Source organism: Pseudomonas brassicacearum (assembly GCF_003732225.1).
GTDB lineage: Bacteria > Pseudomonadota > Gammaproteobacteria > Pseudomonadales > Pseudomonadaceae > Aquipseudomonas > Aquipseudomonas brassicacearum_E.
In genome coordinates, this window is the sequence record NZ_MOBJ01000007.1 from 1 (window position 1) to 20,561 (window position 20,561).

At 59.0% G+C, this 20,561-nt stretch carries 16 protein-coding genes, 1 rRNA gene and 2 pseudogenes; 10 read left to right on the top strand and 9 right to left on the bottom strand.

Going from position 1 to position 20,561, the window contains the following annotated elements; all coding sequences use genetic code 11:
* Positions 1-142: 142 nt before the first annotated feature.
* The 4 genes from rrf (at position 143) to BK659_RS09970 (ending at position 3,974) form a co-directional block, all read left to right on the top strand.
* Positions 143-258: ribosomal RNA gene (gene rrf, locus BK659_RS09955) — 5S ribosomal RNA — on the top strand.
* Positions 259-408: 150 nt separating this feature from the next.
* Positions 409-1,068, top strand: a complete 660-nt coding sequence (locus BK659_RS09960) for a paraquat-inducible protein A (RefSeq protein ID WP_123424919.1) — start codon at positions 409-411, stop codon at positions 1,066-1,068.
* Complete coding sequence (locus tag BK659_RS09965) at positions 1,055-1,678, top strand: paraquat-inducible protein A (RefSeq protein ID WP_019693707.1); 624 nt, start codon at positions 1,055-1,057, stop codon at positions 1,676-1,678. Before BK659_RS09960 ends, BK659_RS09965 begins: the two co-directional genes overlap by 14 nt.
* Positions 1,671-3,974: a PqiB family protein gene (locus BK659_RS09970; RefSeq protein ID WP_123424920.1), complete on the top strand. Its 2,304-nt coding sequence runs from the start codon at positions 1,671-1,673 to the stop codon at positions 3,972-3,974. The genes BK659_RS09965 and BK659_RS09970 overlap by 8 nt, the downstream gene beginning before the upstream one ends.
* Before the next feature lie 192 nt (positions 3,975-4,166).
* Here BK659_RS09970 and mksF read toward each other — a convergent pair whose 3' ends face one another.
* From mksF to mksB, 3 genes are read right to left on the bottom strand one after another with little or no spacing between them, the layout of a single operon-like run.
* The gene (gene mksF, locus BK659_RS09975) at positions 4,167-7,007 is read right to left on the bottom strand and encodes an Mks condensin complex protein MksF (RefSeq protein WP_123424921.1); all 2,841 of its coding nucleotides are present in this window, start codon (positions 7,005-7,007) and stop codon (positions 4,167-4,169) included.
* Complete coding sequence (gene mksE / locus BK659_RS09980) at positions 7,004-7,705, bottom strand: Mks condensin complex protein MksE (RefSeq protein ID WP_123424922.1); 702 nt, start codon at positions 7,703-7,705, stop codon at positions 7,004-7,006. The genes mksF and mksE overlap by 4 nt, the downstream gene beginning before the upstream one ends.
* A complete protein-coding gene (gene mksB / locus BK659_RS09985; RefSeq protein ID WP_185015318.1) occupies positions 7,695-8,984 on the bottom strand; it encodes an Mks condensin complex protein MksB in 1,290 nt (429 codons plus the stop codon). Before mksB ends, mksE begins: the two co-directional genes overlap by 11 nt.
* Positions 8,985-9,201: 217 nt before the next feature.
* On the opposite strand from mksB, the gene BK659_RS09990 reads away from it, so the two are divergent.
* Positions 9,202-9,948 carry an energy transducer TonB gene (locus BK659_RS09990; protein ID WP_123424924.1) on the top strand — a complete coding sequence of 249 codons (747 nt, stop codon included), beginning with the start codon at positions 9,202-9,204 and terminating at the stop codon, positions 9,946-9,948.
* Positions 9,941-10,393: a ribosomal protein S18-alanine N-acetyltransferase gene (gene rimI / locus BK659_RS09995; protein WP_123424925.1), complete on the top strand. Its 453-nt coding sequence runs from the start codon at positions 9,941-9,943 to the stop codon at positions 10,391-10,393. The genes BK659_RS09990 and rimI overlap by 8 nt, the downstream gene beginning before the upstream one ends.
* A 142-nt stretch (positions 10,394-10,535) precedes the next feature.
* Here rimI and BK659_RS10000 read toward each other — a convergent pair whose 3' ends face one another.
* The gene (locus BK659_RS10000; RefSeq protein ID WP_123424926.1) at positions 10,536-10,940 is read right to left on the bottom strand and encodes a serine kinase/phosphatase; all 405 of its coding nucleotides are present in this window, start codon (positions 10,938-10,940) and stop codon (positions 10,536-10,538) included.
* 152 nt (positions 10,941-11,092) lie between these two features.
* Between BK659_RS10000 and can the strand changes: the two genes are divergently transcribed.
* Positions 11,093-11,737: a carbonate dehydratase gene (gene can / locus BK659_RS10005; RefSeq protein ID WP_123424927.1), complete on the top strand. Its 645-nt coding sequence runs from the start codon at positions 11,093-11,095 to the stop codon at positions 11,735-11,737.
* Positions 11,738-11,758: 21 nt separating this feature from the next.
* Here can and BK659_RS10010 read toward each other — a convergent pair whose 3' ends face one another.
* From BK659_RS10010 to BK659_RS10025, 4 genes are all read right to left on the bottom strand, one after another.
* Entirely contained in the window at positions 11,759-12,280 is a 522-nt protein-coding gene (locus BK659_RS10010) for an SET domain-containing protein-lysine N-methyltransferase (protein WP_123424928.1), read from the bottom strand.
* Between the two features lie 183 nt (positions 12,281-12,463).
* Positions 12,464-13,630 carry a hypothetical protein gene (locus BK659_RS10015; RefSeq protein ID WP_123424929.1) on the bottom strand — a complete coding sequence of 389 codons (1,167 nt, stop codon included), beginning with the start codon at positions 13,628-13,630 and terminating at the stop codon, positions 12,464-12,466.
* A 112-nt stretch (positions 13,631-13,742) separates the two neighbouring features.
* The gene (locus BK659_RS10020) at positions 13,743-15,443 is read right to left on the bottom strand and encodes an acid phosphatase (protein WP_123424930.1); all 1,701 of its coding nucleotides are present in this window, start codon (positions 15,441-15,443) and stop codon (positions 13,743-13,745) included.
* Between the two features lie 102 nt (positions 15,444-15,545).
* The gene (locus BK659_RS10025; RefSeq protein ID WP_123424931.1) at positions 15,546-16,964 is read right to left on the bottom strand and encodes a short-chain fatty acid transporter; all 1,419 of its coding nucleotides are present in this window, start codon (positions 16,962-16,964) and stop codon (positions 15,546-15,548) included.
* A 202-nt stretch (positions 16,965-17,166) separates the two neighbouring features.
* Here BK659_RS10025 and BK659_RS10030 point away from each other — a divergent pair, with 202 nt between their 5' ends.
* Positions 17,167-18,483 (top strand): MFS transporter, encoded by a 1,317-nt coding sequence (locus tag BK659_RS10030; RefSeq protein WP_123424932.1) that lies wholly within the window; start codon positions 17,167-17,169, stop codon positions 18,481-18,483.
* A gap of 6 nt (positions 18,484-18,489) precedes the next feature.
* Here the strand turns inward: BK659_RS10030 and BK659_RS10035 are convergent, their stop codons facing one another.
* A complete protein-coding gene (locus BK659_RS10035) occupies positions 18,490-19,005 on the bottom strand; it encodes a RidA family protein (RefSeq protein ID WP_123424933.1) in 516 nt (171 codons plus the stop codon).
* Between the two features lie 302 nt (positions 19,006-19,307).
* On the opposite strand from BK659_RS10035, the pseudogene BK659_RS28280 reads away from it, so the two are divergent.
* Together BK659_RS28280 and BK659_RS28285 are read left to right on the top strand one after the other, a co-directional pair.
* Positions 19,308-19,994 (top strand): annotated as a pseudogene (locus tag BK659_RS28280) (PAS domain-containing protein); the annotation flags it as partial.
* A gap of 111 nt (positions 19,995-20,105) precedes the next feature.
* Positions 20,106-20,534, top strand: a pseudogene (locus BK659_RS28285) (methyl-accepting chemotaxis protein); the annotation flags it as partial.
* Between the last annotated feature and the right edge of the window lie 27 nt (positions 20,535-20,561).

Here is a 20,561-nt window from a genome sequence, read left to right on the forward strand (position 1 = left end):
AGCAATTTAGTGACTCGACAGAGCGCCAGATTGCGGTGTGTGAAGACGAAGTACACCGAAAGTTCGGAAAAAACACACAAATCTATCACCTACCCAATTTGCTGAAGCGAAGCCAACCGGCGACGACTCAGTACCCGAATTTCTTGACGACCATAGAGCATTGGAACCACCTGATCCCATCCCGAACTCAGCAGTGAAACGATGCATCGCCGATGGTAGTGTGGGGTTTCCCCATGTGAGAGTAGGTCATCGTCAAGATTAAATTCCGAAACCCCTATCTGCGACCGCAGGTAGGGGTTTTGTTTTGCCTGCGAGAAAGTTTCATTTCAGGATTGAAACAAAAATGCGCAGTTATTTTTCGGTCAGAACACTAAAATAGAGCCCTTATTTTCAGAACCTGAGCCCTTTATGCCAGATCCGGTTGACGCCCCAGGGCTGTCAGATTTACCGCTGGACGACTTGGTGGCGTGTCATGAATGCGACTTGCTGATGCGCAAGCCGCAACTCGCTCATGGTGAGAAAGCCCTATGTCCGCGCTGTGGTTATGAGCTCTACGCTCACCGGCACAATGTCGTGGAGCGTAGCCTCGCACTAGTGATCGCCGCACTGCTGTTGTACGTGCCCGCGAACTTTTTACCCATCATGCAGCTTCATCTACTCGGACAGTCGTCGCACGACACTGTCTGGAGTGGCGTCGTTGGCCTGTTCGACACTGGAATGCAAGGCGTAGCAGTGGTGGTGTTCCTGTGCAGCATGGGGATCCCCCTGCTCAAGTTGCTCTGTCAGTTGCTGGTATTGCTGAGCGTTCGTTTTGATGTTGGACGCAGCTATGGCTTGCTGCTCTATCGCATTTATCACCATCTACGCGATTGGGGAATGCTCGAGGTCTATTTGATGGGCGTGCTGGTGGCTATCGTCAAACTGGCTGACCTTGCCTCGATAACGGTTGGCTTGGGCTTGGCGTGCTTTATCAGTTTGCTATTGGTCCAGGTCTGGCTAGAGGTAGTGATGTCACCTCATCAAATCTGGCAGGCGTTGTCAGGAGAGGATGTTCATGCGGGCGATTGATGCAGGCATTCTGATTTGTATCGAATGCCATGAGCTGAACAAGCAGGAACCGGACACCGACGAGCAGACATGCACCCGCTGTGGAGCACTGGTTCATGCACGGCGTCCCAATAGTCTGATGCGTACATGGGCATTGCTGATTACTGCGGCGATTCTCTATATACCCGCCAATGTGTTGCCGATCATGACCGTCAGCACGTTAGGACAGGGTGAAGGAGATACCATCATGTCCGGCGTGATCACCCTGGTTCAGCACGGGATGTTTCCGATTGCTGCTGTGGTGTTTGTCGCCAGTATTCTGGTGCCGACCTTCAAATTGGTGGGTATCGCTTTGCTGTTGTTTTCGGTGCAGCGCCGTCAGCCGTTGTCCGCACGACAACGCATCGTGATGTATCGGTTTATCGAGTTCATTGGCCGATGGTCAATGCTGGATATTTTCGTGATCGCCATTCTGGTAGCGGTGGTGAACTTTGGTCGGCTTGCCAGTATCGAAGCGAATCTCGGTGCGGTGGCCTTCGCCAGCGTGGTGATTTTGACAATGCTTGCTGCAGTAACTTTCGATCCCCGACTGATTTGGGATAACACGGAGTCGGACGACGACCATGACTGATTTACCTAAAGCGAAAACTCGACCGGCTTCGAACTGGTCGGCCATTTGGGTTTTGCCTTTGATCGCCTTGATGATTGGCGGATGGCTGGGCTGGCGTGCCTACAATGAGACCGGTATTGAGGTTCAGGTTCGCTTTGAAAGTGGCGAAGGTATTCAGGCCAAAAAGACCGAGGTTGTCTACAAAGGTATGCCGGTCGGCAAGGTAAAAAGCCTGACGCTGGATGATGAGGGGAAAACCCGCGGGGTTATCGCCACCATCGAGATGAACAAGGATGTCGAGCAATACCTCAAGACCAGTACGCGCTTCTGGCTGGTGAAGCCGAGCGTCACCCTGGCCGGGATTACTGGTCTGGAAACGCTGGTCTCCGGAAACTATGTGGCAATCAGTCCGGGTGAAGGTGAGCCAAGCCGCAAGTTCACCGCCTTGACCAAAGAGCCACCGCTGTCTGACTTCAAGCCAGGCTTGCACTTGACCATCAAGGCTGATCGTCTGGGCTCCTTGAACCGTGGCAGTCCGGTGTTCTATAAGCAGATTCAGGTCGGTCAGGTGAAAAGTTATCAGCTGTCTGAAGACCAGAACACCGTCGAGATCAAAGTCTTCATCGAACCCACTTACGCCAACCTGGTGCGCAAACATACGCGTTTCTGGAATGCCAGCGGGATCAGCATTGACGCCAACCTGTCAGGGGTGAAAGTGCGCAGCGAGTCGCTGGCCAGTATCGTCGCGGGCGGTATCGCCTTCGCCACGCCGGACAACCGCAAAGACAGCCCGCCCACCGACCCGAGCTTGCCGTTTCGTCTCTACGAAGACTTCGATGCTGCTCAGGCCGGCATTCGCGTCAAAGTGAAACTCAGCGATTTCGAAGGCCTGCAAGCCGGCCGCACGCCCGTGATGTACAAAGGCATTCAGGTCGGTAATCTGAAAGCGCTCAAGATCGACCCGGACCTGTCCAGTGCAACGGCCGAGCTGACCCTTGATCCACTGGCCGAGGATTATCTGGTCACCGGGACTCAGTTCTGGGTGGTCAAACCGTCGATCTCGCTGGCGGGGATCACCGGGTTGGAAGCCTTGGTAAAAGGTAACTACATCGCCGTGCGCCCTGGCGACAAGGGTGGCGCGCCGCAACGCGAATTCGAAGCCAGGCCGAAGGCGCCGCCTCTGGATCTGCGCTCCCCAGGTCTGCACTTGGTGCTGTTCACTGAAAACCTCGGTTCGCTGGAGGTCGGTAGCCCGATTCTCTACAAACAGGTCAAAGTCGGTTCGGTGCAGAGCTATCAGTTCTCGCGGACCAAAAAGCAGTTGGTCATCGGTGTGCACATCGAGAAAGAGTACGAAGGACTGGTCAACGCCTCGACGCGATTCTGGAATGCCAGCGGGATTACCCTCACCGGTGGTCTCACCGGCGGGATTCAGGTCAAAAGCGAATCCCTGCAAAGCCTGATGGCCGGTGGTATTGCGTTCGAAACACCGCAAGCCACGGCGCCGTTGCAGAAGCGGATTCCACGTTTCCGCCTGTTCGCCAACCATGAAGAGGCGAGCCAGAAGGGCGCCGTGGTCACGATCAAGGTTGATCGTGCGGATGGTTTGCGCAACGGCACGCCGATTCGCTTCAAAGGTCTGGACGTCGGCAAGGTAGAAAACGTCGACCTCAGTGATGACTTGCAATCGGTGCTGCTCACTGCACGCATCACCGAAGTGCCGGAGCGCATTGCCCGAGTTGGCAGCCAGTTCTGGGTGGTCAAGCCGGAGCTGGGCCTGATCAAAACGTCCAACCTGGAAACCCTGGTCACTGGGCAATACATTGAGGTTCAGCCCGCTGCGAAAAACCTTGGGCCACAGAAGAACTTCGTGGCGCTGGCCAATCCTCCGGAGTCTGCCAAGGAAGAGGCCGGGTTGAGTCTGGTGTTGAGCGCGGCTCGCCGTGGTTCGCTGAAAACCGGAGTGCCGGTGACTTATCGTGAAATCACCGTCGGCAAGGTGACCGGCTATGAACTGGGTCAAACTGCGGATCGCGTGTTGGTCCATATCCTGATCGAGCCGAAGTACGCGCCGTTGGTACGCAGTGGAACGCGCTTCTGGAACACCAGCGGCTTTGGCCTGGACTTTGGCCTGTTCAAAGGCGCAACGGTGCGGACCGAGTCGCTGGAGACGCTGATTCAGGGCGGTATTGCGTTCGCCACACCGGAAGGTGACCGTATGGGTAGCCCTGCACGACCTGAGCAAACGTTCCCGCTGTTCGATAAGTTTGAGGACGAGTGGCTAGTCTGGGCACCGAAGATTTCACTCGGCAAGTAGTCTTTTGGCGTCTGAACTGTCGTCATCGCGAGCAAGCTCGCTCCCACACTGGATGCACCCGATACCGACCTAATGTGGGAGCGAGCTTGCTCGCGAAGGGGTCCTCAAAGTCGCCAGGAAAAGCTAACGAATGCACACAAAAAAGGCCGCGATCCAATGGATCGCGGCCTTTTTCATTTCCAGCGATTAACGTCAGACCGCATCCAACTCCGGCTCGTCCGCTTCAATCTTGACCGCCGCTTTCACCTCGTCATGCCGGCGAATGTACTTCCAGTCCGCCTCGTCGATGTAGATACCATGCGGCCCGCTGCCACCTTCCAGGTCGATGGCAACACTGGCGCAGACCTGCGGCTTCACACTGGCGAGGATCGGCACAAAACCCAGCTGCAAGCTGGTTTCGAGCAAGGCTGCCTGGTTCTTCTCGTCGATGTCTGCCGCCTCGTCGAGGTAGTACGGCAAACGTACGCGCCCGGCTTGATCACGGTCCATCAAGTGCAGCAACAAGTACATGTTGGTCAGCGCCTTGATGGTCATGGTGGTGCCGTTGGACGCGGCGCCATCGATGTCGGTGTGAATCACCGGCTGACCGTTGACCTTGGTGATTTCGAACGCCAGCTCGAATAGATCCTTCAGGCCGAGCTGGTTGTGGTTTGCCGCCACCAGCCGCGCCAGGTATTCCTTGGCTTCTTCGTTCTTGTTGTCCTGATCGGCGCTTTGGCTCAGGTCGAACACCGACAGGGTTTCGCCTTCCTCATACTGACCCGCGCTGTGGATGATCTGGTCGATATGCTTGAGGGCTTCCTTGTTCGGCGCCAGCACGATGCGGAAGCTTTGCAGGTTGGAGACCTGGCGCTTGTTGATCTCGCGGTTGAACAGCGCCAGTTGGTGTTCGAGGCTATCGTAGTCGCTGCGAATGTTGCGCAGGGTCCGAGCGATGTCGGTGACCGCTGCACGGCGCGCCTTGCCGAGAGTCAGGGCTTCGTCGGTGCGGTGCGCGTAAGCATTGATCAGCAATTGCAGACGACGCTCGACATCGTCTTCGCTGTCGAACTTGGCCACACCCTTGAGGCGAACCTGGGCGTAAAGCGCTTCGATCTGCCCGTCAACCCGCAGCAAACCTTGCCAGCTGTCCTGATAGTCATTGAGCAGCGGCAGCAGGTTGTCCATGGAATCGTCGATCGGGTCCATGAACGGCGTACCGAACGGCAGGTCCGCCGGCAACAGCTGACGGCGGCGCAGGGCGTCGTCGAGGGTGCGTTGCTTGGCTTCCATGTCGCCGATCTGCCGGCCGACCAGTTGCAGCTTGGCCGACAGTTGCTGGACGCGTTCGGTGAAGGCGTCGCTGGAACGCTTCAACTCGTCCTGCGCGGCTTCCATCTGCGCCAGTTGCTCCAGTTTGTCGCCCTCTTCGGCGCTCAGGGTTTGCGAGCGACGGAAGTCTTCCAGGGCTTTTTGCGCATCCAGCACTTGCTGGTACAGCGCTTCGGTCTGGGTTTTGCTGGCCGCGCGGTCCGCCGCGACGGCGGCTTGAGTTTTCAGTTGCTTGAGTTCTTTGTCCAGACGCTCTTTCTGATCGCGTAGCGCGGCGCGGTCGGCCAGGGCTTGCAAGGCTGGCGGTTCAATGTGCGATAGGTCGATGGACAGGCCCGGCGCTTCGAAACGCTCGCCTTTGAAGCTGTCGAGGATCAGTTCCATGGATTTAACCCACTGGCCATCTTCGTCCAGGGCAATGCCATGTTCGCCCAGCGGCAAGCTGAACAACGCACTGTTGAACAGACGCATCAGGCGTTCGACGTCCTGTTGCGAGAACTCTTCGCGCAAGCGGGCGTAGCTGTTGTTGTCGGCGTGATCGAGTTGCTGCTTGACCGACTTCAGGCGCTTTTCCAGATCCCGCAGACGCTCTTCGAGGTCTTCGGCGCTGAACTGACGGGACTGTGCCAGCGCGCCGGCCAGTTCATCGTGCGCGTCCTTGGCGGCGAGCAGTTGCTGCTCAAGCACCTTGACGTCATCGACCAGGGCGAAGCGATGCTTGAGTACCGACAACTCGCCGAGCCAGCGCTGGATGCCGGTAATTTCGCGCTCCAGGCGCATCAGCTCTTGAGTGCCACCGCGCTGATCGTTTTGCAGCGCGTCCTGCTCGTTGCGGTAGTGCTCGGCCTGAATCGTCAGCTCTTCCTTGCGCGCACTGGCGTAGTCCGACCAGGTGCCGAGCAGCGAGTCGAGCAGCGGCGAAATGCGGTGCAACTTGCCGCGCAGAATGTTGCGCTGGGTAACGCCGGCAGCCAGTGCCTCGACCAACGGACCGGCAGTGACCAGCGAGTTGTAGTCCTGCGCCATGCGGCGCACGTCGCGGAAGGCCTCTTCGCACGCGGCGATGTAATCGACGCTGCCGGAACGCAGGCTGTGTTCGAAGGCATCGAGGAACAGCTGCTTGAGCTTGGCCGCAGTGATTTCGCGCATGTGCAGCAGGTTGATAAACAACGCGCGGAAGGTCTTCAGGCTCTGCTCGCTGGTGGAGCGCAGCGGGATCAGCGTCAGGTCCAGTGGGACCGACGTGTGACCACCGACCAGCAGGCGACGCAGTTCATCCGGCTTGAGTTCGTAGGCTTTAAGGCCCTCGCGCTCAAGGTTGGTGAACAGCTCTTTCTGACGCAGGCAGGTGTCATTTTTCTGGTAATGGGCCAGATCCAGCTTGCCGGCGTAGGCGAAGAACTGGTGACCGAAACCACCGCCCGGGCCGCGTCCGACCACGCCAATCACGTGGGGACCGTGGGGCAGGGCGACTTCGACCAGGATGTAGCTGGTGTCTGTGGCGAAATAGAAACGCCGCGATTGTTCCAGGCTGTACTTGCCGAAGCTCATGTCTGACATGCGTGCCAGGATCGGAAACTGCAAGGCGTTGATCGAGGCGGATTTACCGAGGTTGTTCGCGCCGTAGACCGACAGTGGCTCTTCCAGCAGGAACAAGCCGAGGCTGTAACCTGCGGTGTTCAAAAGGGCAAAGCGGCGAATGCCGTAGCGTTCCTTGCTCATGCGTCGAGCTCCTGTTCTTCGGCAATGGCACGGGCCAGCGCGTCGTCTTCGCTGTCTTCTTCGAAGTCACTAAGGTCGAGTGGGTCATCGGTTTGCAGCAGCTTTTCGTCGCTGTCGTCATCGATCAGCACCGGCGCCGGCAATGGCAGTACGCTGTGCAAACTGGCGGCCAGGTCACGGTCTTGCTGGACCGACAGGCAAACGTCGAGGAAACGGTGCATCGGCGGCAGGAAACGGTAGATGCCGTTCTCTTCGCCAGCGAAACCCAGTTGAGTCATGCGGCGCATGATTTTTTCTTCCAGCTCTTCCTGGGTTTGTACCTCGGCCTGAATAAACAGGTCGCGGTATTTTTCCAGTAACGAAGGCAGTTCATCGCGACCGAGGCTGCCACCATCGAGCACGGCGATAGGGTCGCGGCCCTGGTCAGCCAGATGCTCGACGAGGATGAAGGTGAACAATGCCAAACGTTGGGCGGTCTTGTTCACCGCCGCAGCGGCGAGGTCCGGCACAAAGTAGTAGAAGCCGCGGGTGTCGCAGACCAATTCAAACCCCAGAGCCTTGAACAGCGTGCGGTACTGGTCCTGAAAGTTCGACAGCTGCGCGTACAGTTCTGGATCGCGACGGCTGACGTGGTAGCCCTTGAACAGCTCGCGAAAGATCGGCGCCAGTTGAGACAGTTCGGATAGATCAAGTTGCATGGGAAGTACTTGCATAGAGGGTGCTCGCAGAATCCTCGGCGGTGTCGCGAGCCGAGAGCAGGGCGAAGGAGCGCAGGCTGACCTGGTGCTCGTGAGTGTGGTAGTCGCGGCGTTCCAGACGCTCGCGCTTGAAGCGTTTTTCCCGTGACAGGCGGGAGAACCAGTACAGCAACTCGTCGGTTGCGCCGTCCGGTTCCTGCTCCAGCAGCCAGGTCATCAAGTCCGGCATCGGCAGCGCATCTTCGCAGCGTTCGAGCATTTCCCGAACGGTGCGCGGTGCCCGTGGGGCTTCGCCTTTTTGCGTCTTGTGGGCCTTGGGGAAACGCGCCGGTTTTGGCTCGAAACGCGCCAGTGCATAAACATAGGCTTCGACCTGACTGGCACTGCCAAGGAAGGTGCTTTGCGGGCGGGTGAACATCGGCATCGCCGCTTGTGGCACCGCGTCGATGCCCTTGCGGCGGATCATTGACAGCGCCAGCGCCGCGCCACGGGTCACGGCGTTGTGCCGGCGGGCTTCTTCACGCAGCGGCAGCAACAGCTCGCGAGCGTGACGCAAGGTCAGCTGGGCGCTGGTCTGCATTTCGAGGATGCGCGCATGGGTGCGCAACAGCATGTCGTCGTCGACCAGGTGACCGAGACGCTGTTGTTCGCTGAGCATGCGCAGCAGCACGTTTTCAACCTTGCGCACGCCTTGCTCGAAGGCACCGTCGGCGTTGACCAACTGAATCATCGGCTCGACGTATTCGTCCCAGGTTGCCAGCACTTCGGCATACCGCTGACGCAACGGGATCTGCCGGTCGCTGGTCTTGGCCCGCTCGGCGACGGCCACCAGGGCCTGTTCGTCGTTGGCGAGCTTCTTCAGGACATCGCGCACGCGCATGTCGAGCAAACGCAGTTGGCGCGCCAGATCATTACCGTCCCGGATGTCAAAGGCGTCCTGAATGTAACCGGCCAGCCGCTCCAGATGGCGCAGGTAGGCTTCGATTTCCAGGCACAGGCCCAGGCGGTGCTCACGGCGCAGATAGGCGAGGAAGTCGTGAATCTGCGCGTTCAGTTCAAAACGGTTCGGGCTTTTGGCCACCGGAACCAGAATGTCGAGGCGGATCCACACGTCCAGCAGGCTGGTGATGTCCTGTGGCGTGCTGTCCAGTTGCTGGGCGGCCAGCTGCGAACGCAGTTCGTTGAGGCTCAGAGTGCCTTGGTCGAAGTGCTCGCACAAAGGCTCCAGAAGTGCCCAGTGTTCGGCGAGGGCGCGCAAGACGCGCTTGGGTTCGATCATTGGAATGGCCGGCTGGTTGGCGATTAAAAGCAGCGATTGTACTGCATCACGTGCGATGGGAATCACTCTCGAGGGATCGGCGGGACGGACAGTCGCTTTTCTATCGATCAACTGCGGGCGATCTTGAGCGAAGGGCGGTAGAATCCCTGCACTTCAGTTATCCACAAGTGGCCGACCTTTGCTTATCGAGTCCCGTCGCCGCGCCTATTTGACCGCCATGCAGGTGGTCAACTGGCTGCCGCGCACCGAATTGCCCTTTGCCGCGCCGTCGCGGCCCGAGCTGCTGGAAGCGCCAGAGCCGTTGGTCGAGACGCCGATTGTGCCCGCTCAGGTCGCGAAAGTTGCCGCAGAGCCTGTGGCCAGGCCGGCCGAGCGGGTCAAGGTCGAAGTGCCGCGTCCGACGCCTTCGGTCGCGCGTCCGGCGAGCAAGCCGGCAGAAGACGTCGAAGACGCACCGGTCGTGACCAAGGCTCCACAAGTACCGCCGCCGCGTTTTGCCCTGCAATTGCTGCGTGCCGGCCGCTGCCTGCTGCTGGTGGAGTTACCCACAGGCGGCGCGTTCCAGACTCGCGATCCAGCCTACTTGCTGCTCAAGGACATGTTGCGCGCCGCTGGTCTGCCGGACAGCCCGCAAATTGTTGGCGAACCGGTTCGTTGGCCGCTGCTGGCACGTGGAACCATGGATCAGGGCCCGGAAGCCGCTCGCGATTTCGTTCAAGGCTTCCTTTCGGCTCGCCTGGAAGATGCGCCTTGCGTGTGCCTGTGGTTGATCGGCCTGCCGGCGGTACGCTTTGCCGGTGAGGCGAACGCCGAATCCTATAACCGCGAACTTCAGGTCGAAGGCCTGGGTTCGGTCTGGGCGCTGCCTGGCCTGGAATTATTAATGGAAGAGCCACAGCGTAAGGCTGATGTCTGGCAAGCCATGCGTCGGCTGATGGCGCGCTGGAAAGAATCAAATGAGTGACGCTGTATCGTTCCGCCCAATGACCGAAGCGGATCTGGACGCTGTACTGAAAATCGAATACGCAGCGTTCAGTCATCCCTGGACCCGTGGGATTTTTCTCGATGGTCTGGGCAAGTACCAGATCTGGCTGATGTTCGAAGGTCAGCAACAGGTTGGCCATGGCGTGGTGCAGATCATCCTCGATGAGGCGCATCTGCTGAACATCACGGTCAAACCGGAAAATCAGGGGCGCGGTCTGGGTTTGGCGCTGCTTGAGCATCTGATGTCGATTGCCTACAAGGCGCAGGCCCGGGAGTGTTTTCTGGAAGTGCGCGACAGCAATCAGGCGGCGTTCCGTCTGTATGAGCGTTATGGTTTCAATGAAGTCGGTCGCCGTCGCGATTACTATCCGGCGGTAGGCGGACGTGAAGATGCAGTCGTCATGGCCTGCACGCTGGTGGATTGAGCCTTAAAAACATCGTCGGAACGCCGCCCGGAACAAGCTCGCTCCCACATTGGATCTGTGTCACACATACACATGCAGTGAACGACATAAATCCTGTGGGAGCGAGCTTGCTCGCGATGACGGTCTCTCAGGCGCCACATGATCAACGATTGCCATCAACCGGATCGCGCTCCGCCATTTCAGCCTCATCCAGCCCGTTGCCGCCGCCGATCTCGTCCTCATCGACAATGCTCAAGTCCCAATCAGCCTGTTCGCCTTCTCCGGCCTCATGGGCGTCACGGGCGCCATCTTCACGGATCAGGTTTCCGGGGCTCATGTCGTCATCGGTGGACTCGTCATCATCGGCCGAGTCCCCGGTCATACTCGTTTCACGTACGCGCTCTGTGGGCATTCGTTGCTCACGCTCGTGCTCGCGAGTCAGGCCGCCGATTGTTTCGCTGGGTTCTTCCTCATCGAAATCCAGTTCGCGCATCGAGCCCATGCGGTCTTCATTGTCGTCGATAGGCTCGGGTTGTACCGCGCCGTAAGGACGTCGTGAATCAGTCATGGAAAATCCTCATAATGTGGGGCCTTATAGGGTGGACAGGCGTTACCCTTAAAGATTCAAAGGCATTTTACGTTCGGCTACCTGTAACACCGGCGTGACCCAGACGGACGGTTGTCTGTCAAAGCAACGCACCATTCTTGAGGCTTCAGAGCATGAACGAATTACAAGATCTGATTGATAACAACGAGCGCTGGGCCGACGCGATCACCAAAGAAGATCCTGACTTCTTCGCCAAGCTGGCTCGCCAACAGACGCCGGAGTACCTGTGGATCGGTTGTTCCGACGCGCGCGTACCGGCCAACGAAATTGTCGGCATGTTGCCCGGCGACCTGTTCGTGCACCGTAACGTTGCCAACGTGGTGCTGCACACCGACCTTAACTGCCTGTCGGTGATTCAGTACGCGGTGGACGTGCTCAAGGTCAAACACATCCTGGTCACCGGCCACTACGGTTGCGGCGGCGTGCGCGCCTCGATGCAGGACCGTCAGTTGGGCCTGATCGACGGCTGGTTGCGCTCGATTCGTGATCTTTATTACGAACACCGCGAAGAGCTTGGTCAATTGCCAACTGAAGAAGAACGGGTCGACCGTCTCTGCGAACTCAACGTGATCCAGCAAGTGGCCAACGTCGGCCATACCAGCATTGTGCAAAATGCCTGGCACCGCGGGCAGAGCCTGTCTGTTCACGGCTGCATCTATGGCATCAAGGACGGTCGCTGGAAGAGCCTGAACGCGACCATCAGCGGTTTCGAGCAATTGCCGCCGCAATACCGTTTGCGCCCGGTCGGCGCCTTGTAAACAGCAGCGAGCCTCTGTTCATCAGAGGCTATGTCGATGCCAGTGTTGCAAGAACTTCTGGCCTTCGGCGCTTGGCGGATCATCGTAGCCGGTGATCCAGCCACGGCAGTCGGGTGAGCCGCACTGACAGGCGAACTGACGCATCAGTTTGTCTTCGGTGCTGGCGTAGTCCATGCACAGCAGGCTGCCCGGCTTGATGTCTTTCAACGCCCATAACCACATCTCACTCATGTCGAGAAAGACATTCGGGTCGCAGGAGTGCAGCAGCAGCCCGGAAAAAAACGGGTCGTAGACGTGGACCCCCGGTATCAATTGCAGGGTATGCAGATGGCGCGCATGGGTCAGTAGCCCGGACACCCGGCAGATTCGGCTGATGCGCAGGTAATTGCGTTGTGCCGTGATTGCTGCGCCGCGCCCATCATCAGTCTGGATAACCGTGAAGTCGGTCCTGGAAGGATAGCCCTGGCGAGTGCCGAGTCCTTCGTACGGGTAAATGCACTCGTGGGGCTGTGGACGTGTCTTATCCTGGGCCTGGGGTTTCATAACGATCCTTGTCTGATAGGTGCTGCGACCTCCGAAGGCTGGCGATCCTGTCAGCCCTGCAGCACGTGGGTACGCTCAAAGAGTCTCGTAAATGAAGCCGAGGGTCTACTGTCAGATCTGACAGTAGATAGAGGCTGCCTGCTGTGTAAGCGAATGCTTACGCAACAGGCATGCAACGCAGGATTACAGGTGAGCCGCAGCCAGCGCGGGTGCAGGCACCTTCAACTGGTCCAGTTGGGGTTTGATGTCCGGGGTCGAGCACTTGGCCGTAGCTTGCTCGGGCGTCAGGTTGCGGATCGAGGTGTAGAACAGCTCGCAGGTTTTCTCTTTCTGGGCTACTTGCCAGGTTTGCGTGCAGGTGTTGAGTTGTGCGCTCGGGTCACTGCCGGGTTTGCTGCCCATACCCGCTTGCCAGCAAGCCGCACTCAAGTCCTGGCCCATCACCTTCAAGCCCACTGCGTCGGCCTTGGCCTGATCGCCGTCATAGCTCGCCGGGTCGGCCGCATACCAGATGTAACTTGGGTGGTTAGAACCCAGCACCGGCACCTTCACGCCCGGGGTCGGGATGATTTGTGCCAGACCTAACACGGCCACGGTCTGCCCATACTGCTCCTTGACCCAGTTACGCACCGGTGCACCGAACGCGACCATCGGCAAGGTCACACCGCTGGCGGTCTGGCTGAATTGCTTGACCAGGGTGGTCTGGTAGTCCTTGAAGTAGCCGTAGACGCCTTCAAGGTCCTTGCCAGCGGTGGATGGGGCGGCAATCGGTGCGATATCGATGATGGTCTGGTAGGCCGGCGTTTGTTCGGCGGCGATGCCGTTGGCGGTCAGCAGCGTGGCCCAGCGGTCGGTGGTCTTCGACTCCAGGTAATCCTGGGCCTGGGTCAACGAATAGTCCGGTGGGAAGTGCAGCAACTCGACGCTTTTGCGGTTTTCCAGCGCCATGCCCAAGGGCAGGAACAGGTACCAGTTGTACGCCCATTTGCTGTCGGCATTCAGTTTGTTGGCGCCGGCGTGGGCCAGATCCCCGGCATCGAGCAATGCGCTCAACGGTTTTGCGTAGTCTTTTGGCACGCCGCTGATGTTAGCGTAAAGCTGATCGTTGTCGGTTTTCACGCTGACTTTTGCGGTGCTGTAGCCATCCCGCTGAACGCTTTGGGTCAGGTAGTGCTCGACCGTTTGCTCCAGCGTCCAGTCGCGATAGCAAATCACGTTGCAGTTGTTGGGGTAGGCAAACAACTGCGTTACCCGTTCGGTACTGCCCAGTTTCAGGTCGGTATCGGCGTGGGCGGTAGCACCCAAGGTAAGGGCGGCCAGGGTGAGGCTCAATCCTGCGAGTTTGAACATGCTCAGATCCTTTTCAGCGTGGGTCCTCGGAAGCGAGGGCGGTTACATACTGAAACCACTTGCGTCGTTAGGTCTAGTACCCACGCGAAAAGATCGCAAGACAGAAGAGCAATCAGCCGGGAAAATGCAACGCATTGCTCAAATCGCCCATGGGCTTCTGACCCCGGGCAATCATTGCACCGTCCCGCTGCTTGATCCCGTCGAGCGTCTCAAGCTGGAACACCCGGGTGATCAACCGCAGGATCGACGCGGTGTCGTACACCGTGTGATCCACCGTGCCTTTGCGGGCGAACGGCGACACCACCAACGCTGGCACTCGTGTGCCCGGACCCCAGCGATCGCCTTGCGGCGGCGCGACGTGGTCCCACCACCCGCCGTTTTCGTCGACCGTGACCACTACCACCATGTTTTTCCATTGTGGGCTTTCGCGCAGCACTTTCAGGGCGCGGACGATATGCCGGTCACCGGACGCCACGTCGGCGTAACCGGCGTGCATGTTCAGGTTGCCCTGGGGTTTGTAGAAACTCACCGCCGGCAATTTCCCGGCCTCGGCATCGGCAAAAAACCGGTTGCCGCTCGATTCGTCACCCAAACCGCCATCGCGCAGGTGTTTGCTGCGTTCGGCCGGGTTTTCCGGGCCCAGTTGCTTGAAATAGTTGAACGGCTGATGGTGATACTGGAAGTTAGGGATCTTCGGAATGCCCCCCGAATCCTTGAATTGCTCCAGCGTCGCCTGCCAGGCGCCGGCGTACCAGGCCCAGTCGATGTTCTTCTTCGACAGCTTGTCGCCGATGTGTTCGTGGGTTTGCGGCACCAGCACACTGGGCAGATCGGCTTTGGCGTACTCCGGGCGTTCCGGGTCGCGGATCCAGGTCGGCCAATAGGGCGGGGCCATCGTGTTGACCGCATAGCCGTCCGGAGTCAGGGCACTGGGGCCGAATTGCGGTGGACCGGTCATGGCGCTGGCCGGGGATTTCTCCAGCGGCTTGAGACGCGTATCGAGCGGGTCCTCGCTTTGCAGGGAAGCAATTTGCGCCTTCGCCACCGAGTTGACGGCATCCGGGTAAAACGGCACGGCGGCACTGATCAGGTATTGATGGTTGAGAAACGATCCACCAAACGTACCCTGGAAGAAGTTATCGCAGAGCACGAATTCCTGGGCGACGTCCCACAGGCGCAGGGAATAACGGCTTTGGGCGTAATGCCCCATGGTCAAACCGCCCGAGTCGGCCCAGGCGACAAAACGGTCATTCTTGCCGCCGTTGATCTGCATCTGGTTCTGATAGAACACATGCCAAAGATCCCGCGTCACCAGGCCAAACGGCAAGTCTTCGCCATTCGGTCCCTTGAGGGCGAAGGGGGCGTTGGGCAAGTGTTCCTGGAATTGGGTTTCGTTCGGATAGGTCACGCCATCAAGGGTTTGCGGGCCGATCTGCAGTACACCACCCCAGGCCGGGGGCAAGGTTTCCAGCAGACTACCGTCACGGTCGCGCTGCTGATAGTCCCCAGGCTTGAGCCCCGACAACGGTTTTTCAAGGCCAGGGAAGTCGCCAAACAGGTTATTGAAACTGCGGTTCTCGGCGTAGATCACCACCACGGTTTTCACCTGATCGTGCAACGCCTTGTCCAGCTCGGCAGGCGACAGCGGCCGCTCATCCGGCTTACCCGGCGTGTCGCCATTGTTGCCGCACGCACTCAGCGTCGCGCCGACACCCAGGACTGCAACACCACCCAGAAAGCGCCGACGGCTGGTGTCGGTGGGGCTGTCGTCTGCTGGAGGTGGTGCATCGTTGCCGGTTTTATCGTCGTTCATCCTGAATCCTGTTTTGCGGAAAAGTGTTGCCGTATGTTTCGGCTGGACGCTAGCAGCGAGATATGACGGCGAGGTGACAAGAGGGTTTCAGCCGCCTTTTTACTACGGCATCACCGGCGCTACATACGTAAGCGTCGTCCCCAGCGCCCACAGCAGAAACAGCACCAGCGGCGTGTGCACCAGCAGTTGCACGAACGAAAACCCGATCAGGTCCCGCGCCTTCAAGCCGAGTACGCCGAGCAGCGGCAGCATGTAGAACGGGTTGATCAGGTTGGGCAGGGCTTCGGCGGCGTTGTAGATCTGTACGGCCCAGCCCAGGTGGTATTTAAGGTCGTTGGCGACTTGCATCACGTACGGTGCTTCGATGATCCATTTCCCGCCGCCGGACGGAATGAAAAAGCCGAGGATCGCCGAGTACACGCCCATCAGCAGGGCGTAGGTGTCGTGGGAGGCGATGCTGACGAAGAAAGTCGAGATGTGATGCGCCAGGGTCTGGCCGTCGGCGCCTTTGACCACGGTCATCAACGCGGCGATGGAGCCGTACAGCGGGAACTGGATCATCACGCCCGTGGTAGTCGGCACCGCACGGGCCACGGCGTCGAGGAAACTGCGTGGGCGCCAGTGCAGCAGCGCGCCGAGCATCAGGAACAGGAAGTTGTAGGTGTTCAGGCCAGAGATCGCGCTGATCGCAGGTTTGGTCGAAAACTCATGAAACAACCATCCGGCCGCCAGTAACACCAACAGAATGGTCAATATCGGACTGTATTCCAGCCATTCGCCAGGGCGAGTGCGCGGCTGTGGCGCGGGCATGCTGAAGCTTGGGTCGATGCCGCAAGCCTTGGCGTCACGGGCTGAGTTCGGGCCGGGGGCGGTGGCGTAGGCGATGATCAGCGAGACCACGATCAGTGCCAGCAACAGCACGCCGGACTGCCAGAGGAAAATCGTTTGGGTGAACGGGATGACGCCAGTGATCGACAGGATCGAGGGCGGCAAACTGGCCGGGTTGGCCTGCAATTGCGCCGCCGACGAAGACAGCCCCAGCGCCCAGACTGCGCCGAGCCCCAAGTAGGCGGCGGCACCGGCGGCGCGGTAGTCCATGTGCAAGTCGGCACGACGCGCCAGTGCTCGCACCAGCAAGCCGCCGAACACCAGCGACAGCCCCCAGTTGAGCAACGACGCAACCATGGAAATCAGTGCGACCCAGGCCACGGCTGAGCGCCCGTTTTTCGGGATGCGCGCCAGGCGGTCGATCAGTTTCACCGCGGGTGGCGAGCTGGCGACCACGTAGCCGCCGATCACCACGAAGGCCATTTGCATGGTGAACGGGATCAGGCTCCAGAAACCATCTCCGAACGCCATCGCGGCATCGGTGGGTTTGGCGCCCATGATCATGGTGGCCACGGCAACGATGATGACAGCGAGCGCGGCAAACACCCAGGAGTCGGGAAACCAGCGTTCGGCAAAGTTTGAGCAGTGCAGGGCAAAGCGGGCGGAGCGGCTATCTTCGATTGCAGCGGCCACGGGAGTACCTCGAATTTTTATGTTTATTGTGATGCGACAGGGCCGCACAAGCCCTTGCCGGTCAGACATAAACAGTAAATCAATCAAGATGTTTTTGCGGTGCTGTTTTGCACACTTGGGACTATGGTCTAACGGGTTGTTCGAACGCGTTTTTGCGTAGACCATGGGCGCCGTGTTTTTTTGCCTATTTCAGAGCATTTTTATGACTGCCATCCTTGATGCACGACCGGCGCCGTTCTCCCGGTCTGACTACAAGACCCTGGGCCTGGCGGCGCTCGGCGGGGCACTGGAAATCTACGACTTCATCATCTTCGTATTTTTCGCCCTGACCCTCAGCCAGCTGTTCTTTCCACCGGAAATGCCCGAGTGGCTGCGTCTGCTGCAAAGTTTCGGGATCTTTGTCACCGGCTACCTGGCGCGTCCGCTGGGTGGGATTCTGATGGCGCATTTCGCTGACCGGCTGGGGCGCAAGAAGGTCTTCAGTCTGAGCATCCTGATGATGGCGCTGCCGTGCCTGCTGATCGGGATCATGCCGACCTACGCCCAGATCGGCTATTTCGCACCGTTGCTGTTATTGCTCCTGCGAGTGCTACAAGGCGCGGCCGTAGGCGGTGAAGTGCCAAGCGCCTGGGTGTTTGTCGCCGAGCACGCACCGGCCGGGCACCGAGGTTATGCCTTGGGCTTCCTGCAAGCCGGGTTGACCTTTGGTTATCTGATCGGCGCGTTGACGGCGACCTTGCTGGCGCAGGTTTTCACTCCGACGGAAATCCTCGATTTCGCCTGGCGCTACCCGTTTCTGTTAGGTGGAGTGTTCGGGGTGATTGGCGTCTGGTTGCGCCGTTGGCTGAATGAAACCCCGGTGTTCATGGCCATGCAGGCGAGTCGCGAACGGCACGTCGAACTGCCGCTGCGCACAGTGTTGCGTGAACATCGGCTGGCGATGCTGCCGGCGGTGATCCTCACCTGCGTGTTGACCTCGGCGGTGGTGACCTTTGTCGTTATCACTCCGACCACGATGCAGAAAACCTTCGGCATGACCGCCAGCCATACCTTCGCCCTGAGCAGCCTGGGCATCGTGTTTTTGAACATCGGTTGCGTGATCGCCGGGTTGATCGTCGACCGTATTGGCGCCTGGCGTACGGTGATGCTCTATAGCCTGCTGCTGCCGCTGGGGATTGGCGTGCTTTATACCAGCCTGATTGGCGGTGCACAGTGGATTGGCGTGGCCTATGCCATTGCCGGTCTGAGTTGCGGGGTGGTCGGTGCGGTGCCGTCGGTGATGGTCAACCTGTTCCCGGCGCGGATTCGCGTCTCGGGGATTTCGTTCACCTACAACATTGCCTACGCCATTTGGGCCAGTATCACGCCGTTGTTGCTGATCGGCCTGATGCCGTGGAGTCCGTGGATTTGCGTGATGTTCTGCGCGGTGATGGGCATGGTCGGGATCGGCTGCGCGTTGTACTTTGGTTCGCGCCTGTCGCAGGTCGGCCAGGGGGCTGGCGCGACCTGTTTCCCCTGAGATGTTTCAATCGTAAGAGTCGTCTTCGCCAACCGGTGCTGGCTCAGGGGTGAGCGCGACGATCATGTCGACTTCCACCGAGGCGTTTTTCGGTAACTGATACACGCCCACCGAGGTCCGTGTGTGCACGCCGGCCTCGGCAAAAATCCGGTAAAGCACTTCTGACGCACCGTCGGCAACTTCACTTTGTTGCGTGAAGTCGGCGGCGCTTTGCACGTAGACGTTAATGCGCAAGATCTTCTTGATGCGTTCGAGGTCGCCGAGCAGCTGCGTGAGGATCGCCAATGCGCGCATCGTGCAGATCTGCGCGGCATGCCGGCCTTGCTCCAGGGAAACCTCGGCACCGACACGCCCAACCACCATCACCGTATTGTCGATGCGCGGGATCTGTCCGCTGATGTACACCTCATCACCGTTTTGCACGGCTGGCACGTAGTTGCCGCCAATGCGCATTTCACCGTCGAAGCGGTGTCCCAGCTGTTGGGCGATACCATCGAATAGCGCTTTGCGTGACTGATCCATATGTCGATTCTCCTGTGGGTGGCGGTGGTGCAGGGCCGACTATAGCGCGTTGAATCCCCTTCAAAACACCGGTTTTGAGGCGTCGCGATGTGGATAGTGGCCAGGTGCCAAGTATTTTTGTAGGACAACCGCGAAACGCTCTTCAGAAATGTTTCGTAATGCCGATGGTTAGGCTGAAGGACGCTCTCAACCCTGCCCATCGGTGCATCGCCATGTTCAACAAACGCTTGAAGCAGGAGCTGTCAGCTCTTCGCGAGGAACTCTCCAGCCTTCAACAAGTGAAGGAAAGTCTCGAAAGCGAGATGCTCGTGCTCACCCTGGACCCGGATGGGCGGGTGCAATCGATTAACCAGAATTTCGCCCAGGAGATGCTCTATAAGGGTAATGAGCTGATTGGCCGACACATTGAAGATATCGTTCCGGCCCACGTCAAAGCCGATGAGTTTCACCAGCGCTTCAAGAATGCTCTGACCCGTGGCGAGCACTTCGCGGGTGCCGTGCGCTTGCTCAGAGGCAATGGTGAAGAGGCGTGGTTGCGCTCTATCGCTCAGCCGATTCGTAGCTCTGATGGCCGGATCAAACACTTTTCGATTTACTCCAGCGACCTGACCCGCACCATTGAAGCCTCGCGTGAGCACGAGAACCTGATCGGGGCGCTGATTCGTTCGACGGCAGTCATCGAGTTCGACCTCAACGGTAATGTGTTGACGGCCAACGAGCGGTTCCTGAACGGTATGGGTTACAGCCTGGCGCAGATCAAAGGCAAACATCACCGCACATTCTGTGATCCAGAGGAGTACAACAGTTCTGCATATCAGGACTTCTGGCGGCGCTTGAACGCCGGTGAGTTCGTGGCCGACCGCTTCAAGCGTGTCGACAGCCACGGTCGGGTGGTCTGGCTCGAGGCGTCCTATAACCCGGTGCTCGATGCCAACGAAAAACTCTACAAAGTGGTCAAGTTCGCCACTGTGATCACCGATCAGGTCAATCAGGAGCAAGCGGTTGCTGAAGCGGCAAATATCGCCTACAGCACCTCGTTGCAGACTGACAGCTGCGCGCAACGCGGCACCGCGGTGGTCACCCAGGCGGTGGACGTGATGCGTGAACTGGCCAAGCACATGCAGCAGGCCGGCGAAGGGATTGAGGCGCTGAACGAACAGTCGCTGGTGATTGGCACCATCGTCAAAACCATCAGCGGCATTGCCGAACAGACCAACTTGCTGGCGCTGAACGCCGCCATCGAAGCGGCCCGTGCCGGTGAGCAGGGCCGAGGTTTTGCGGTGGTGGCGGACGAGGTTCGACAACTGGCTTCGCGCACCAGCAAAGCCACCGACGAAATCGTCGGCGTGGTGCGTCAGAACCAGGACATGGCGCGCGATGCCGTGGTGCTGATGACCGACGGCAAACTCCAGGCTGAACAAGGTCTGGCATTGGCCGCCGAGGCGGGCACGGTGATCGTCGAGATCCAGGACGGTGCGCAGAAAGTGGTCAACGCGGTAGGGCAGTTCGCCAATCAGCTGTCGACCTAAGCGCGGTTTGAACGAGCCTGCCCTCGC